The sequence below is a fragment of the Bradyrhizobium sp. SZCCT0153 genome (assembly GCF_018129995.1).
GTDB classification, from domain to species: Bacteria; Pseudomonadota; Alphaproteobacteria; order Rhizobiales; family Xanthobacteraceae; genus Bradyrhizobium; species Bradyrhizobium japonicum_G.
The window spans coordinates 444,471-459,844 of the sequence record NZ_JAFCKS010000003.1 but is presented as its reverse complement, the minus strand read 5'-3'; the positions used below and the strand labels follow the sequence as shown (position 1 = coordinate 459,844).

Here is a 15,374-nt window from a genome sequence, read left to right as displayed (position 1 = left end):
CGCCAATCGGCTACATGAAGCCTCGTTGCACCCGTAGCTCAGCTGGATAGAGCGTTGCCCTCCGAAGGCAAAGGTCACACGTTCGAATCGTGTCGGGTGCGCCAGTCTCTTCCGTTGCGCGCTGGAGGCACCCTCACCCGAGTTGTCCTTGTGATAGCTCGCGTTGGAGGCATCGTCTGCTCAGCCGAGGACACGCTCAGGTCAGCATCGAGATGATCGCCTGGATCTGGTCGGAAGCCGACGTCACCAGTCCGTCGTACGACGTCTGACCGTGTGCGGCCGCCTTCAGGATGCATTCGGCTACGGCCGCTTTCAGGCCGAAGACCGATTGATCAGAGGGCACGCTCGCCATCACGGCCTCTAGCGCCCGACGCATGGTCTGAATGAACTCGGAGCTGTATTGCATTGGCTGTCCTCCGCAGATTCATATTAGATCGCGTGCCCATGCTTGCCACTCACAAGCCTGAGATTGCTCTTTGATGCATCCAACATGGATGGTCGGGAACCTCAATTCAACGGAGCCGCAGCCGACGTTCGGCATCTGGGCCGAACCGACGGGACTCTCGGCGAATGCAGAAAGCCGCACAGCGCGCTCGCTGTGCGAAGGGACGGTGGCGGGATTTTCAGACTCGCCACCGAAGGTCGATCCGCCGAGCCGATCAATGTCTCATGTGCCCGAACACGACGATCACGCCGGTCGGCTCGGGTTCGTGCGCCATCAGGCGCGTCAGGTCGGAATCGCCCCAGTCGGCAAGGCTGACGACTTCGCCGCTCTCGCGGTCGGCACCGGGCGACGCCGCGGGCTCGAGGACCTTCAGTCCCATCTCGTCGACGAAGAAGGTGTGCTCGCCGAACATGCTGTTGAGCTGCGGCATGGCGGGATGCTCGTCGGGCAGCACCTGAGCGCCGAGCTGGTTGACGGTCTGCTTCACCTGTTCGGATGTGAGCTTCATGAGCTGCTCCGTTTCTGTCATGTCGGTTTCATTGAGCCGAGCCAGAGCGGGTGTTCCCTGCGCCGATGTTCGCCTGGCTCAAGCTCCCGAACGGGTGCTGCGCACAAATGTTCCGACAGAAATGCATTTCGTGATCGCGCGCCGCATCTGCCGCGCGCGCGGCACGAGATCGCCACAGGATACACAAGATCTGCGCGGGGACAGCGCTAGTCGACGGCTTCTACGATCCGGATGTCGCGGTCGGCACCGTCTCCGAGCAGGTCGTGAGCGGCCTGATAGGCCGGACTCGCATAGGCAGCCCTGGCGCTCTCGACGCTGTCGAACTCGATGAGAACGACGCGTTCCATCTGACCGAGCTCGAAGGCCGCGGCCGGCATCCCGCGTGCCAGCACACGGCCGCCGGCCGCCTCGATCGCCGGACGCGACAATTTGGCATAGGCCGCCATGGCGTCGGGGTTCTTGATCGCACGGTAGGCGGCGATCCAATAGGCTTTGGCCATTCCTGTTCTCCTGATTTCCAGTGACCCGCTACTCGCTTCGGTTCTCGCCCACCGACAGCGCGCAGATACGTGACAGATATGTGTAGGACAGACCGGTCTCCTCGGCCCAGGCGTTGAACTGCGCCTGGACCTTGGCTAGATCGCCCTTCGATTTCACCTCTTCGGCAATGTCGAGACCCGCATCGCGCAGGCAGGCCACCACGTCCTTCGAGGTGACGAACCCGTCCCAGCCGACGAAGCGCAGCAGCATCTGGCCGGTGTTGCCGCCGAGACGGCTGCCGCGCCTGGTGAGGAGATCGAGCAGGCCGATCTCGTCGGACGGCGGCCATTTCGCCAGAAATCTGCCGAAGCTGCCGTGCTCTTTCGCGATCGCCTGCACGAAGGCGGCATTGTCGCGCACCGACATGATCTTGGCGCCGTTGCGCACGATGCGCGCGTCGCGCAGCAGGCCCTCCCAATAATCCTCGGGCTGGAAGGTGAGCTCGGCCGGCTGGAAGCGCAGGAACGCGTCCTCAAAGCCGTCCCATTTCGTCTCGATCACGCTCCAGGCAAAGCCCGCGCAAAACACGCGCCTCGTCATCTCGGCGAGGATGCGGTCGTCGCCAAGCTTCGCCAGCCTCTTCAGGTCGGGCTTGTCGGGCATCAGCCTGTCCAGCGCCTTGGGTCCGCCCTTGCGCTTCTCGGCGCGGGCACGGATGGTCTTGAAAGAGGTCATGCGGACACGAGCGGGTGAGGGTGCGCCAAGACTTCAGACACGACATCAGAATTCGACGAACCGGTCCAGCCCCGCGATTGACGGGAGGCGGCGGCCGTGCTGGTCTGCTTCTTGCCTTACGACATTTTGCAATTCCCAGACATTTTCAATCTCGCAAACGGATTTTCAATGCGCTGCCTGGTCGTGGCCGACCTGCACTATTCACTGCCGCAGCTCGACTGGCTGGTCAGCGCGGCTCCGCAATTCGACCTCGTGATCTTCGCCGGCGATGCGCTCGACATCGGCTCGATGGTGGATTTCCGCGCGCAGATCGTGGTGGTGAAGAAGTACCTGACGCTTCTTGCCGACACCACCCGCGTCATCCTCTGCTCCGGCAATCACGACCTCGACGAGCGCAATGCGGAGGGCGAGAAGATCTCGCGCTGGATCTCGGAGGTGCGCGAGCTGGGCATTGCCTGCGACGGCGACGACCTCACCCTCGGCGACACGCTGTTCACGGTGTGCCCGTGGTGGGATGGGCCGATGGTCAAGCAGCGCCTCGCCGACCAGTTGCGCGACGCCGCCGTCAGCCGGCCGCAGCGCTGGATCTGGGTGCATCATGCGCCGCCGGCGAATTCACCGACGAGCTGGGGCGGCAAGCGTTTCTTCGGCGATGTCGAGCTGGTGCAATGGATCATGCAGTACCAGCCCTCGATGGTGATCTCGGGCCACGTGCATCAGTCGCCCTTCATCCCCGACGGTTCGTGGTTCGACCGGCTGGGCCAGACCTGGGTGTTCAATACCGGCCTGCAACCGGGCCGGCCGCCGACGCATATCGTGCTGGACCTCGATGCGAACAAGGCATTCTGGCTGGCGGCGGGCGAAGCGCAGTGGATCGATCTCGCCGCGCCGCTGAAGCGACCGGCTTGCCATGTCGAGGAGCCGCCGGACTGGCTCACATCCTTGGATCGGATTGTCGATCCGAGCCTGGCGAGACCTCAAGCGGCGGCAGGTTGATCATGCTCTGAAGCACCTCGCTGACCATCGCGAGGTGAGTGCCATGACCGGCATATTGCCGCTTCAGATCGGCAAGATAGGTGTTGGCGACGTTGAGCCGCTGGGCCAGCGTGCGCGCGAGCAGCAGCGCCACCTCCGGCTTCTCTATGAGGAATGACGCCGCGTCCTCAAACTCGTAGATGACCGAATCCTTGGCGGCGCGCACCGTTGCGGTATGCGGCAGCCCGAGCAGCACGGACATTTCGCCGAACACCGCGCCGGGCTCGACGATGGTCGCGACCACCGTGTCGCCCTTGAGCACTTCGAGCCTGCCTTCCACGAGCACGTAGAGGTGACCGCTGCTGGTGCCGCCCTCGGTGACGACGAGCGTGCCGGCCGCGACCGGCCGCTCCGTTCCGCCGGTGCAATGATCCAGAACTGCGCGCATCTTGCGAAAGCTCCCATCGCCGGGGATACCCGGCGATACCAGAGCACATACTAGAGCACGATCCGTGCCACGCGGCAAATCAACGCGGCTACGGCACCCGCGACAGGCGCTTGGCGAGATGGACCGACTGCCAGTCACCGAGGCCGGTATCGGCGAAGCCCGCTTTCTTCGCAAGACCCCGCATTTCGGTATTGGCCCGCGCAGTCTCGGCCGCAATCATCTCGTGACCGAGATCGCTCGCGCGCCGCTCCATTGCGGTCATCATCTGGAAGCCAAGGCCCTTGCGCTGGAAGGCGTCGGCGATCGAGATGGCAAACTCGCCGTGCCGCGCGGTCGCATCGTAGGCGTAGAGCGCTTCGCCGATGATTGCGCTCTGCCCCTCCTGCGTGAGCTCGGCGAGCAGCGTAAAATGATCGGGACCGCTGGTCTTTGTCAGGCACTCGGCCGCGACCACGGCAAAGTCCGCCCGCGCGCCCATGAAGCGCCTGTTGCGCGTTGTCGCGGAAAGGCCCGTGAAATAGATCGAGAGGCTTTCAACATCGGAGGCATTGGCGACCCTGATGCAGAGTGCATCTCTCGTCTCATTCGGCTCGACAGCGGCATCCAGAGATAGCTGTGACATGCGCGAGGCTCTCGGCAGGTTGCGTCGAATGCACACCTAGCCGAGACCGCGCAATTGCCGCTTGGACGGTGCTGCCAATCTTGCGGCCGAAAACGAACAATACGTCGCCCTGGGCCGTGCGTCACATACGGGCCGCGCTCACGCGGCCTCGCGCCCCGCGCTGCGTCACGCCCGAGAGAGTGAAGGCACCTCTTCCGGCATGATCGCCTGGAGGCCGCCGAAGCGGCGTTCGCGGCCATGGAAGGAGGCCAGGGCCGCGGCGAGATCGGCCGCGTCGAATTCGGGCCACATCCGCTCGGTGAAGTGCAGCTCGGCATAGGCGCCTTCCCAGAGCAGGAAGTCCGACAGCCGTTTCTCGCCCGAGGTGCGGATGATGAGATCGACGTCGCGCAAACCCGCCTCGCCGGTGACGAGCTGCGAGAAGGCTTCGCGGGTGAGGCTCGTCAGCGCCGCCGCCTTCGCCGCCGCGGCGAGGATGGCGTCGCGCGCGGAATAGTCGACCGCGATGCGCAAGTGCAGCGTGCTGCCTTGCACAGTGGCGTCTTCCGCGCGTGCGATCGCATTGGCGATGCCGTCGGGCAGGCGGTCGCGGCGGCCGATCACCGTGAGACGCACGCCGTTCTTCACCAGACTCTGCACCTCGTTGGCGAGATAGAAGCGCAAGAGCGTCATCAGCGCGGCGACTTCGGCCTTCGGCCGGCGCCAATTGTCGGTGGAGAACGCATAGAGCGTCAGCGTGCCGATGCCCTGCTTGGGCGCGGCCTCGACGATGCGGCGGATCGTCTCGACGCCGGCCTCGTGGCCGCGTACGCGCGACAGGTTGCGGCGTGTCGCCCATCGTCCGTTGCCGTCCATGATGATACCGACGTGAAGCTTTTCGTCGCAGGACATAGCGCCACTTTGCATCGCAAAGTCTCCGGTCAAAAAAAGGGGGATCAGGTCGAAATGATGCCGAGACGGCCGAGCGGCGGCGCCTCGCGGCCGGCGGCTTTCGCCGCGTCGCGCACCAGGCGCTCGAGCACGGCGAGATAGTCGAGGAAGCGGCGGCGGCCGGCCTTGGTGAGGCGGCAGGTCGTGTGCGGACGATTGCCCTCATAACCCTTGGTCACCTCGACGAGGCCGGCTTCCTGGAGCACGCCGAGATGCCGGCTGAGATTGCCGTCGGTGAGGCCGCAGAGCTGCTTGAGGTCGGCGAACGCCAGACCCTTAGGATGCGCCATCAGCGAGGTCAGAAGGCCGAGCCTCGCCTTCTCGTGGATCACGCGATCCAGTCCCTCGTAAGAGAAGGGTGCGCTGTCAATCTTCGACATCATGGTCTCCGGACGCGAAATACAGAATGCCCGCCATCATCGACTGCCCGATCACGAAGGGCAGTCCCATGGTCCATGGTGACAGCGTATGGGTTCGGCTCGCCAGCACCACCACCACAAAGCCTGATACGAAATACCAGGCGCCGGCCAGCGCGACGGTGCGCGGCAGCGAGCGGACGGAAGCGAAGATGCCGAGCGACACCAGGATCTGCCACAGGCCCGGCAGCAGCCACAGCGTCTCGCCTGCGAACTTCCACACCACCACCGCAAGCAGCACGCCGGCAACGCCTGCGGGCAGGAACTGCTCGACCGCCTGGTGGATCATGGCATCGGCAAGGCCGGAATGATGCCGGCGGGAGCGCGCGCGCATCTCGATGCCGATCACCAGGACGGAGAGCACGGCGGCAATGAACCAGCCGAGAAAGAAGCCGAGCGGCTCGCCGGTGGGATCGCCGAGCAGCCAGAATTGCAGGATCGCGGTGAGAAGCGCGACCGCGCCGGTCGCGGCCATCGTCGCCGGGCCGTAGCCGCGGAACGCCGTGCCCGCCGCGATCTGGCTGCGGATCGCCACGATGTCGGCCAGTGCCTTGTCGAGATCGCGCATTGGCAACGCCAAGCCCCACTCCGCCCACGCTTTTCGGGACCGCTGATCCCCTCACTTTGTATTGCAAAGTATACGGCAAGGCAAAGTAAATGCAAGCCCGAAACTCGCGGCAAGGAGACTGCGCCCGAACAGACAACTGGCGGTTGCGTGGCACCACCTCCCACGGATAAGATGGAGGCAAAAGCATTTCCGGGGGGCTGGTATGTGGCTCAAGTCATTCGTCGTCGCGTCTTCGTTGCAATTGGCCGTCGTCAGCTTGGCGCATGCGGCGGGGCCGTTCGGCTCCATCCACGTCGGCAACTGGAACGGCGGCGCCTTTTCCAATGATTCGACCGGCGCATTCTCACACTGCGCTGCAAGCACACCTTACGCCAACGGCGTCACTTTGCTTGTTGGCCAGGATGCAAACAACTCCTGGCTGCTCGGCTTTGCCAATCCAGCATTTCGCTTCAAGAAGGGCGAGAACCTGACGATCGACGTAACCTTCGATGGCCAGACCGAGGCGAGGCTCTTCGGGACGGCGTTTTCCGAGGTCATGGTCTCCGCAGTTCTGCCCGCCAACGTCGCTCGCGCCCTCCAGAAGGCGAGCCTGATGGTAGCCGTGGCGAGGGGCACACCCTTTCAATTCAGCCTGACATCAACGGCGCCTTTGGTGGCCGCGGTGACCAATTGTGTCACCAGAGTTAAAGTCGACGGACTGGACAAGGCCGGCGACTTTACAAGGATTGCCGCCAAGCCGCAGGCCGCGCCGGACAAGCAGGCATCACCGGCAACCGGCAGCAAGTCTGCTCGAACCAAGAGCGGCACAGGCTTTGTCGTCAGCTCCAACGGGCACGTCGTCACCAACAATCATGTGATTGACGGCTGCGTTGGCGACATCAAGGGCAATCTCACCGGCGAAGCGGCGATGGTGCTGCGCGTGGTGTCGAGCGATGCCAACAACGATCTCGCTCTGCTGCAGGCGCCGTCGGCGACGGCGTTCAAGGACTTCGCCCGGATTCGCGACCGTTCGATCCGCTCCGGCGATTCCATCGTCGCGATCGGCTTTCCCTTCCACGGGCTGCTGACGTCGGATTTCACCGTGACGACCGGGATCGTCAGCTCGCTCAGCGGCCTGCGCAACGATTCGCGTTTCCTGCAAATCAGCGCGCCCGTGCAGCCCGGCAATAGCGGCGGCCCGCTGTTCGATACCAGCGGACAGATCGTGGGCGTGGTCACGGGCAAGCTCGACGGATTACGGATCGCCGCTGCGACCGGCAACATCCCTGAAAACATCAACTTCGCAATCAAGACCGGTGCGCTGCGCGACTTCCTCGACAACTCCGTGGTGCCCTACCAGACCGCGGAGCCGAAGGGCGAATTCAAGACCACCGACATCGCCGGCAATGCGCGGTCATATACGGTGCTGATCTCGTGCAACGGGACCGAGCAGGCCGAGGCGAAGCGGTAAGGCCGGGTTCATGCGCGCCATACAGCTGCGCGTTTCGCCGCACCGTTTCATTCCGGATCAAGGCGGCAAGGCACGCAAGAAAAAAGCCCTGCCTTGCGGCAGGGCTCCATTCCCGGTCATCGCAACATCGCTAATCGACTTTCAAGCCGGCGAACTCGACCACCTTTTTCCACTTCTCGGTCTCGGCCTTGATCTCCTCGCCGAACGCCTCGGGCGTCTGCACCCGCGGCTCACCGCCGAGCTCGACCAGGCGCTTGGTCATGTCCGGCTCCTTCATCAGCGCGTTGACCTCGCTGTTCAGCTTGGCGATGATCTCCTTGGGCGTGTTCTTCGGCGCACCCATGCCGAACAGCGCGCTCGCCTCATAGCCCTTCACGGTCTCGCCGATCGTCGGCACGTCGGGCAGTTGTGGCGAGCGCTCCGCGGTGGTGACGGCGATGGCGCGCAAGCTGCCGGAGCGGATGTGCTGGATGATCGAGGGCATGTTGTCGAAGATCACCTGGACCTGGCCGCCGAGCATGTCGGTGATCGCAGGTGCCGCACCGCGATAGGGCACGTGCTGCATCTTGCAGCCGGTCATCGCCATGAACATCTCGCCGGACAGATGCACCGAAGTGCCGTTGCCGGACGAGGCCATGTTGACCTTGCCGGGATTGGCCTTCACGTATTCGATGAACTCGGCGACGGTCTTGGCCGGCACGTCCTTGTTGACGGTCATCACGTTCGGCACGCGCTGGAACGAGGCGACCGGCGCGATGTCGCGCACGAAATTGAATTTCAGATTGGTATAGAGCGAGGCGTTGATGTAGTTGGCCGGATTGACCAGCTGCAGCGTGTAGCCGTCGGGCTCGGCATTGATCACCGATTCGGTGCCGATATTGTTGCCGGCGCCCGGCTTGTTCTCGATCACGAATTGCTGGCCGAGCTTCTCCGACAGCCGCTGGCCGATCAGCCGCGCCAGGATGTCGGTGGCCCCGCCCGGCGGATAGCCGACCACCCATTTCACCGGCCGGGCCGGATAATCGGCGGCAAGAGCCTTCGACAGCGGGCTGGCTGCAAGCGGACTGGCGGCGAGCAGGCTCAGCGCGGTACGGCGAGTGATCATCTCAAGGGTTCTCCCACGTGTTGTTCTTGAAAGCCGGATAGCTTGAAAGAGGCGTCGAGGCAGTTGTAACAAAGCTTGCCGCAGGCGGAAAGTGCACGGGGCATATCACGACGAAAGGATAAGCCATGCCGGTCAAGGTCGAAGCCCTCGATCATCTCGTGATCAACGTCGCCGACGTCGCAGCGACCGCTGCGTGGTACGGCAGGATTCTCGGGATGGAAGTCAAGCTGTTCGACCCCGGCGGCGGCAAAGCGCCGCGGACTTCGCTGCAATTCGGTAACCAGAAGATCAACGTCCGGCCGCGTGACGCCGACAAGGTGGAGTGGTTCACCGCCGACCACCCGACCGCCGGCAGCGAGGATCTGTGCTTTCTCACCTCCGCCACGCCCGACGAGGTGGTGGCGCATTTGCAGGCACATGGCGTCGCGATCGAGGAGGGCCCGGCTCCCAAGCAGGGCGCCCGCGGCACGCTGCGCTCGGTCTATTGCCGGGACCCCGATGGGAGCCTGATCGAGATTTCGTCGTACGCGGATTAGCGCGTTCGGGGCGTTCGCTGGCGTCCCAAGTACCTTCATTGCGAGCGAAGCAAAGCAATCCAGAAATGCCCCCGCAGCGGCAGACTGGACTGCTTCGTCGCAAGGGCTCCTCGCAATGTCGGCGGAGAGACTGCCCCGATTTGCTCCCCGCGCCATCCGATGGCAGGAAGACGCAATCATCAAAGGGCAGCCGCCATCAAGATGCAGGCTGCACGGGAGGAACCATGCCAATTCAACAAGCCACGGCCGGAATCGTCGGTCCGTTCGACGGGCTCGACGTGCCCTGGCTGCTGAAGCTGCGGGCCGAGGTGCGCAGCTCACATCCGTTCCTGATCTGGGCGCCGTTCGACGCGCCCGCGCGGCACTGGAGCTATGGCGAGTTTCACGAGCGGGTCGGCGCGCTCGCGGCGGGGCTTGCCAGGCGCGGCATCAGGCCAGGTGAATACGTGCTCATTCACCTGGACAATTGCATCGAGGCGTTGCTGGCCTGGTTCGCCTGCGTCGAACTTGGCGCCATCGCGGTCACCACCAATACCCGCTCGGCACCGGCCGAGATCGACTATTTCGCCGATCATTGCGGCGCGGTCGCCGCGATCACGCAGCCGGCCTATGCGGAGATCGTCGCGCAGAACTGCCGCAACATCCGCTGGATGGCGGTGACCTCGCACGATGCGGGCACGGCACCGGCGCAGGCGATCTCGCGCGGCGACAGTTTCGAATCGCTGTTCGCCGACAGCGCCGACCGTCCCAGGCGCGCGACCGATCCTTTCGCGCCGTGCAGCGTGCAATATACTTCGGGCACGACATCGCGCCCCAAGGCAGTGCTGTGGACCCACGCCAACGCATTGTGGGGCGCCAAGGTCAACGCCGCGCACGAGGATTTGCACGCCGGCGACGTGCACCAGGCCTACCTGCCGCTGTTCCACACCAATGCGCTGGCCTATTCGATGCTGGCGACGCTGTGGGTCGGCGCGACTTGCGTGATCCAGCCCCGCTTCTCCGCCAGCCGGTTCTGGCGCGCCGCGCGCGAGCACGGCTCGACTTGGACCTCGACGATTCCGTTCTGCATGAAGGCGCTGCTCGAGCAGGAGATCCCGACGGACCACAAATTCCGGCTGTGGGGCTCGGCGATCAACGAGCCGCCGGCCTTCGCCGCCTTCGGCGTCAAGATCATCGGCTGGTGGGGCATGACCGAGACCATCACCCACGGCATCGTCGGCGAGGTCGATCAGCCCAACATCCCGATGTCGATCGGCCGCGCCGCGAGCGAATACCAGATCCGCATCACCGACGATGACGGGCGGCCGACCGAGGTCGGCGACACCGGCAATCTTTCGATCAAGGGCATCGCCGGCCTGTCGCTGTTCGCCGAATATCTGCACAACGAGAAGGCGACGCGCGAAAGCTTCGACGAGCACGGCTTCTTTCTCACCGGCGATCGCGTGGTGCGGCTTGAGAACGGCTACATCCGCTTCGGGGACCGCAGCAAGGACATGCTCAAGGTCGGCGGCGAGAACGTGGCGGCATCCGAGATCGAGCAGGTGATCGCACTCGTCCCCGGCGTGCGCGAGGCCGCCGTGGTGGCGAAGACGCATCCGATGCTGGACGAGGTGCCGGTCGTCTTCATCATCCCGCAGGGCGGCGTCGCGGGCGCAGCCCCCGATCTGCATGATCGCGTGATGGCGGCCTGCCGCACCGGCCTTGCCGACTTCAAGGTGCCGCGCGAGATCAGGCTGGTCGACGACATGCCGCGCTCGACGCTGGAGAAGGTCGCGAAGGCGGAGCTGAGGAAGATGGTGGGGTGAGGATGTCATCCCGGCCTGGTGCGCAATTGCGCACGAGGGCCGGGACGACAAAACTCAGAACGACCCCAGCGCCACCGGACGAAACGCCTGCAACAGCTGCTGATCCAGCTTGCCGCCCATGCCTTCCATCATCGCGAACGCACGCGAATGGGTGAATGGCATGCGGTAGGCGCGCTTTTCCACCAGCGCGGCGTAGATGTCGACGATGGTAGTGACCCGCACGATATCGCTGATCTGGTTCGACGACAGGCCGTTGGGATAGCCGGAGCCGTCGAGGAATTCGTGGTGATGCAGCACGACGTCGAGCATCTCCGGCGGAAAGCCGCCCTGGGCGGCGAGCGCGTCATAGCCGCGGCGCGGATGCTGGCGGACTTCGGTCATCTCCTCGTCGGTGAGCTTGCCGGGCTTGTCGAGCAGCGCGGAGGGAACGAAGGCCTTGCCGACGTCGTGCAGCAGCGCGGCGCGGGTCAGCCGGCGCTGGTCGTCCTCGCGCATGCCGAGGTGCTGCGCGAAGGAGACCGCAAAGCCGGTCACGAACAGGCAGTGCCGGTAGCTGCCGACGTGGTGGCAGCCCACCGTGGTGAGCCACTCGCGCAGCGAGGAGTGCTTGATCGCCTTCAGGATCTTGGTCTCGGCGGCGATGACGTCGTCGAAGGTCAGGGGCACGCCGAGCGGTAGCTTATCGAACATCTTCTTCAGCACCGCATGCGCCGCCTCGACGCCGCGGTTGAGCGTCTTGCCGCGATCGGTCGCGTCGTAGACGGCGGTGTCGGGGAAGGCGGCGCGGATGCGCTGCAGGATAGCGTCGGGCTGAAGCGGCCGCGAGATCGTGTCGGTGGCGCCCAGCGCCCAGGCCTGCATGGTGCCGTGATGCAGGGCATCGGCGAGCACGAACAGCCGCGGCATCGAACGATAGGCATCGCCGCGCAGCTTGTTGCGCACCCGCTGCACGCTTTCGGGAGAGCGCAGGTTGATGTCGACCACGAGGCCGGAGAGATCGCGCGAGGGCTGCTCGGGAATCTCCTGCGTCGTCACCGTCGAGACCTCGCCGACCGCCTTCAGGATGCTGGCGAGCTCGGTGCTCTCGTCGCTCCGGTCGGAGGCGAGCAGAAGCCGGCGTTTGGCGGCGGATTTGGCTGGCGCGTTCATGGCTTCCCCAAAAGCACGGGACTGGATTTGGCGTCAGCCTAAGCCGGATCAGGTTCTCCGGCCCTTAAGAGGCGTGCTCAATGGAGCCTTCCGGAATTGCACGCAATTTTACGGATCCGGTTCCGCAAGGGGGCCCATCGAAAATGACGGAAAACAACCCCATGCACAGTAGCCTTCTCCTTGGAATGACTGGGGTTTCCTTTCACGAAAAACCCGCCGGGAGGTGCCCCCCGGCGGATCATCTCGCGTTACAAAATTGCAGGCCCGCCTTACGCCTTCATCGCACCCTTCACGGCCTCGGCCGTGATCGGCAGGGCCCGGACCCGGGCTCCGGAGGCGTTGAAGATGGCGTTGCCGATGGCGGGAGCCACCACCGTCACCGCGGGCTCGCCGACGCCGGTGGCCTTCTCGCCATTGGCGATCACGGCGACCGCGACCTCGGGCATCTGGCTCATGCGCAAGGGCGTGTAGCTATCGAAATTGGTCTGCTCGATGCCACCGTCCTTGAGCGTCGCCTTCTCGTACATCGCCAGCGACAGGCCCCACAGCGCCGCGCCCTCGACCTGGGCGCGGATGTTGTCGGGATGCACCTGGGTGCCGACGTCGGTTGCGACCGTGAGCTTCTTCACGGTCACCTCGCCCGACGGCGCCACCGCGACGTGGGCGACACAGGCCGTCCAGCTCGCGGTTGCGCGTTCCTGCGACGACACGCAGGCGACGCCCATCCCCTCGCCTTTCGGCAGTTGCCTCGTGCCGTAGCCGGACAGCCCCATCGCGGCGAGCAGCGTGTTGCGCAGCCGCTGCGCGCCGCCGTCGTTCTTGCCCTTGCCGTCGAGCAGCGCGATGCGGAACTGCGCCGGATCCTTGCCGGTGGCGGCCGCGATCTCGTCGATCATGCTTTCGACCGCCCAGAAGGTCCAGCCCGGCGCCACCGAGCGGAGCTGGCCGGACGGCGTGGCGTTGTGCGCGAGCTCGTTCTTGATCGCGCGCACATGATGGTTCGGCACCGTGTAGAAGAAATCGGCGCCGTTCACCGTGAAGCTGTCAAGCGGGCCCTTCTTGTCGACCGAGGGCGTCAGGAAATCGGGGATTCCCCAGCGCTCGGTCGGCCAGGCCGAGACCACGTCGTGGCTGAGCGCGACGAGCTTGCCGTCGCCGTCCACGCCGGCCTTCACTTTCTGGTAGGTGAGCGGACGCGAGAAATCCATCGTCATGTCGTTCTCGCGCGTATAGATCACCTTCACCGGCTTGCCGATGGCCTTCGCCGCCTGCACCGCCGGCACCATCATGTCGGCATCGAGCCTGCGGCCAAAGCCGCCGCCGAGCCACATCTGGTGCATGACGACGAACTTCGGATCGATTCCGGCGGCACCCGCCGCGATCGCACCGGAGCGCGTCGCGAACTGGTTGCCCGAATAGATGTGCAGGATGTCGCCCTTGAACTCCGCGGTGGCGTTCATCGGCTCCATCGGCGCGTGGATGTTGATGCTGGTGGTGTACTCCGCCTCCAGCACCTTGGCCGCCGAGCCGAAGGCAGCTGCGGGATCGCCGTCCTTGACGAAGAATTGCCCGGAATCCTCCTGCTTCTGAAGCCGCATCGCCTCGTCGAGCAGCGACTGGCTCGAGACCTTCGCATTCGGACCGCCGTCATAGGCGATCTTGAGCGCCTGCGCCGCCTTCTTGGCGTTGGCATAGGTGGCGGCGACCGCGACGACCCAGCCCGAGGTCGTTCCGGTCTTGTCGTCGAGGGTGACGGCCTTGATGAAGCCCGGCACCTTCTTCGCAGCCGAGTCGTCGACCGATTTGACCGTGGCGCCGAAGCGCACCGGCGGTGTCACCACCGCGCCATAGGCCATGCCCGGCAGCATCACGTCGATGCCGTACTTGGCCGTGCCGTTGGTCTTGGAGGGAATGTCGAGCTGCGGCACCGACACGCCTATCATGGTGTACTGATCCGGTGTCTTCAGCTTGATCGCCTTGAGCTCGTCCGGCGTGAAGGTTTTTGTCGCCTTGCCGCTCTTGACGACATCGGCGAACGACATCTGCTTCTTCGACTTCGGATGCGAGATCACGGAATCGCGTACCACGAGCTCCGAAGCAGGCACGCCCATGGAAGCTGCCGCCCCTTCCGTCAGCGCCATGCGACCGGCCGCACCGGCGCGGCTCATGGCTTCGAAGTTCATCATGGTCGACCAGCTTCCGCCGGTGATCTGCGCCCCCAGCACGGGGTCGTTGAATTTTGGATCGTTGGAGGCGAGGTTGACCCGCATGTCGCTCCACTTCGCGCCCAGCTCTTCGGCCACGATCTGCGCCATGGTGGAGGCGATGTGCTGGCCCATATCGGCCTTGCCGCAAGTCACGGTGACCAGACCATCGGGCGCGATCGCGTACCAGACGCTCGGCTCGAAGGTCGACGGCGCAGCGAGCGCCTCACCGATGCCGGGCACGCCGGCATAGCCGAGCACGAGGCCGGTCGCGGCGGTGCCGACGAGGAACGAGCGGCGGCTGAGATCGGTCGTCTCGGGTGTGACCGCCTTGATGTGCTTATTCATGTGGGCCTCCGTTCGTTGCCGGAGGCGGACGCGGTGCGCATCTCGGTGGCAGCCCGCATGATCGCCTTCTGGATCCGCGAATAGGTCATGCAACGGCAGAGATTGCCGTCCATGTGCGCCACGACCTCTTCCTTGGTCGGATTGGGATTCTTCGCGAGCAGCGAGGCCGCCTGCATGATCTGCCCGGACTGGCAGTAGCCGCACTGCGGAACCTGTTCGGCGATCCACGCCTTCTGCAAGGGATGATCGCCCTTGGCGGCAAGGCCTTCGATCGTGGTGATCTTCTTGCCGGCGACATCGCCGACCATGGTCTGGCACGAGCGCACCGCTTCGCCGTTGACGTGCACGGTGCAGGCACCGCACAGGCCGGCACCGCAGCCGAACTTGGTGCCGGTCATCTGCAATTGCTCGCGGATCGCCCAGAGGAGCGGCGTGTCGTTCGCCGCATCCACGGACATACTCCGCCCGTTGATGGTGAGAGTTGGCATAGGCGTCTTCCCCTGCCGGTGCATGAAGCCGCTTACGGCGGCAACTTGAAATGGCGGACGCCCACCGGGCCGGCGCCAGCCTTGACGCAAGAATGATCGGGTTCGCGTGCCGAAGCAAATGCAATTTGGAATCGATCGAAGCAAAGCCGGCGTTTGCGCGTT

At 64.7% G+C, this 15,374-nt stretch carries 17 protein-coding genes and 1 tRNA gene; 5 read left to right on the top strand and 13 right to left on the bottom strand.

The annotated features are described in order from the left end of the window. Nucleotides 1–27 precede the first annotated feature (27 nt). Nucleotides 28–104, top strand: a tRNA-Arg gene (locus tag JQ572_RS15885). A gap of 92 nt (nt 105–196) precedes the next feature. On the opposite strand, the gene JQ572_RS15880 is transcribed toward JQ572_RS15885, so the two are convergent. From JQ572_RS15880 to JQ572_RS15865, 4 genes are all read right to left on the bottom strand, one after another. Next, nucleotides 197–406 (bottom strand): hypothetical protein, encoded by a 210-nt coding sequence (locus JQ572_RS15880; protein ID WP_211383965.1) that lies wholly within the window; start codon nt 404–406, stop codon nt 197–199. 253 nt (nt 407–659) lie between these two features. Beyond that, entirely contained in the window at nt 660–953 is a 294-nt protein-coding gene (locus tag JQ572_RS15875) for a hypothetical protein (RefSeq protein WP_211383964.1), read from the bottom strand. 206 nt (nt 954–1,159) lie between these two features. Further along, on the bottom strand, nt 1,160–1,453 hold the full coding sequence (locus JQ572_RS15870) for a DUF1330 domain-containing protein (RefSeq protein WP_211383963.1): 294 nt from the start codon (nt 1,451–1,453) through the stop codon (nt 1,160–1,162). Nucleotides 1,454–1,481: 28 nt separating this feature from the next. Further along, nucleotides 1,482–2,168, bottom strand: a complete 687-nt coding sequence (locus JQ572_RS15865) for a DNA-3-methyladenine glycosylase I (protein ID WP_211383962.1) — start codon at nt 2,166–2,168, stop codon at nt 1,482–1,484. Between the two features lie 168 nt (nt 2,169–2,336). Between JQ572_RS15865 and JQ572_RS15860 the strand changes: the two genes are divergently transcribed. Further along, nucleotides 2,337–3,164, top strand: coding sequence for a metallophosphoesterase family protein (locus JQ572_RS15860; protein ID WP_211383961.1), 828 nt, complete (start codon nt 2,337–2,339; stop codon nt 3,162–3,164). On the opposite strand, the gene JQ572_RS15855 is transcribed toward JQ572_RS15860, so the two are convergent. The 5 genes from JQ572_RS15855 to JQ572_RS15835 all read right to left on the bottom strand — a co-directional run bounded on the left by JQ572_RS15855 (nt 3,103) and on the right by JQ572_RS15835 (nt 6,127). Continuing rightward, entirely contained in the window at nt 3,103–3,591 is a 489-nt protein-coding gene (locus JQ572_RS15855) for a Crp/Fnr family transcriptional regulator (RefSeq protein WP_211383960.1), read from the bottom strand. The genes JQ572_RS15860 and JQ572_RS15855 overlap by 62 nt on opposite strands. Nucleotides 3,592–3,679: 88 nt before the next feature. Next, nucleotides 3,680–4,213: a GNAT family N-acetyltransferase gene (locus JQ572_RS15850; RefSeq protein ID WP_211383959.1), complete on the bottom strand. Its 534-nt coding sequence runs from the start codon at nt 4,211–4,213 to the stop codon at nt 3,680–3,682. Between the two features lie 165 nt (nt 4,214–4,378). Further along, a complete protein-coding gene (locus tag JQ572_RS15845) occupies nt 4,379–5,119 on the bottom strand; it encodes a di-trans,poly-cis-decaprenylcistransferase (protein WP_211383958.1) in 741 nt (246 codons plus the stop codon). Between the two features lie 29 nt (nt 5,120–5,148). Beyond that, nucleotides 5,149–5,523, bottom strand: a complete 375-nt coding sequence (locus tag JQ572_RS15840) for a winged helix-turn-helix domain-containing protein (RefSeq protein WP_211383957.1) — start codon at nt 5,521–5,523, stop codon at nt 5,149–5,151. Beyond that, nucleotides 5,510–6,127 carry a hypothetical protein gene (locus tag JQ572_RS15835; protein ID WP_211383956.1) on the bottom strand — a complete coding sequence of 206 codons (618 nt, stop codon included), beginning with the start codon at nt 6,125–6,127 and terminating at the stop codon, nt 5,510–5,512. The genes JQ572_RS15840 and JQ572_RS15835 overlap by 14 nt, the downstream gene beginning before the upstream one ends. A 202-nt stretch (nt 6,128–6,329) precedes the next feature. Here JQ572_RS15835 and JQ572_RS15830 point away from each other — a divergent pair, with 202 nt between their 5' ends. After that, the gene (locus JQ572_RS15830) at nt 6,330–7,577 is read left to right on the top strand and encodes a S1C family serine protease (protein ID WP_211384215.1); all 1,248 of its coding nucleotides are present in this window, start codon (nt 6,330–6,332) and stop codon (nt 7,575–7,577) included. Nucleotides 7,578–7,707: 130 nt separating this feature from the next. Here the strand turns inward: JQ572_RS15830 and JQ572_RS15825 are convergent, their stop codons facing one another. Next, nucleotides 7,708–8,682 (bottom strand): Bug family tripartite tricarboxylate transporter substrate binding protein, encoded by a 975-nt coding sequence (locus JQ572_RS15825; RefSeq protein ID WP_211383955.1) that lies wholly within the window; start codon nt 8,680–8,682, stop codon nt 7,708–7,710. Nucleotides 8,683–8,807: 125 nt separating this feature from the next. Here JQ572_RS15825 and JQ572_RS15820 point away from each other — a divergent pair, with 125 nt between their 5' ends. Both JQ572_RS15820 and JQ572_RS15815 read left to right on the top strand, forming a co-directional pair. After that, the gene (locus JQ572_RS15820; RefSeq protein ID WP_211383954.1) at nt 8,808–9,218 is read left to right on the top strand and encodes a VOC family protein; all 411 of its coding nucleotides are present in this window, start codon (nt 8,808–8,810) and stop codon (nt 9,216–9,218) included. Nucleotides 9,219–9,442: 224 nt separating this feature from the next. Continuing rightward, the gene (locus JQ572_RS15815) at nt 9,443–11,023 is read left to right on the top strand and encodes an ATP-dependent acyl-CoA ligase (protein ID WP_211383953.1); all 1,581 of its coding nucleotides are present in this window, start codon (nt 9,443–9,445) and stop codon (nt 11,021–11,023) included. Nucleotides 11,024–11,077: 54 nt separating this feature from the next. Here the strand turns inward: JQ572_RS15815 and JQ572_RS15810 are convergent, their stop codons facing one another. The 3 genes from JQ572_RS15810 to JQ572_RS15800 all read right to left on the bottom strand — a co-directional run bounded on the left by JQ572_RS15810 (nt 11,078) and on the right by JQ572_RS15800 (nt 15,212). After that, a complete protein-coding gene (locus tag JQ572_RS15810) occupies nt 11,078–12,172 on the bottom strand; it encodes an HD-GYP domain-containing protein (RefSeq protein ID WP_211383952.1) in 1,095 nt (364 codons plus the stop codon). A 269-nt stretch (nt 12,173–12,441) separates the two neighbouring features. Next, the gene (locus tag JQ572_RS15805) at nt 12,442–14,724 is read right to left on the bottom strand and encodes a xanthine dehydrogenase family protein molybdopterin-binding subunit (protein WP_211383951.1); all 2,283 of its coding nucleotides are present in this window, start codon (nt 14,722–14,724) and stop codon (nt 12,442–12,444) included. Then, nucleotides 14,721–15,212 carry a (2Fe-2S)-binding protein gene (locus JQ572_RS15800; protein ID WP_027514647.1) on the bottom strand — a complete coding sequence of 164 codons (492 nt, stop codon included), beginning with the start codon at nt 15,210–15,212 and terminating at the stop codon, nt 14,721–14,723. The genes JQ572_RS15805 and JQ572_RS15800 overlap by 4 nt, the downstream gene beginning before the upstream one ends. Nucleotides 15,213–15,374 lie beyond the last annotated feature (162 nt).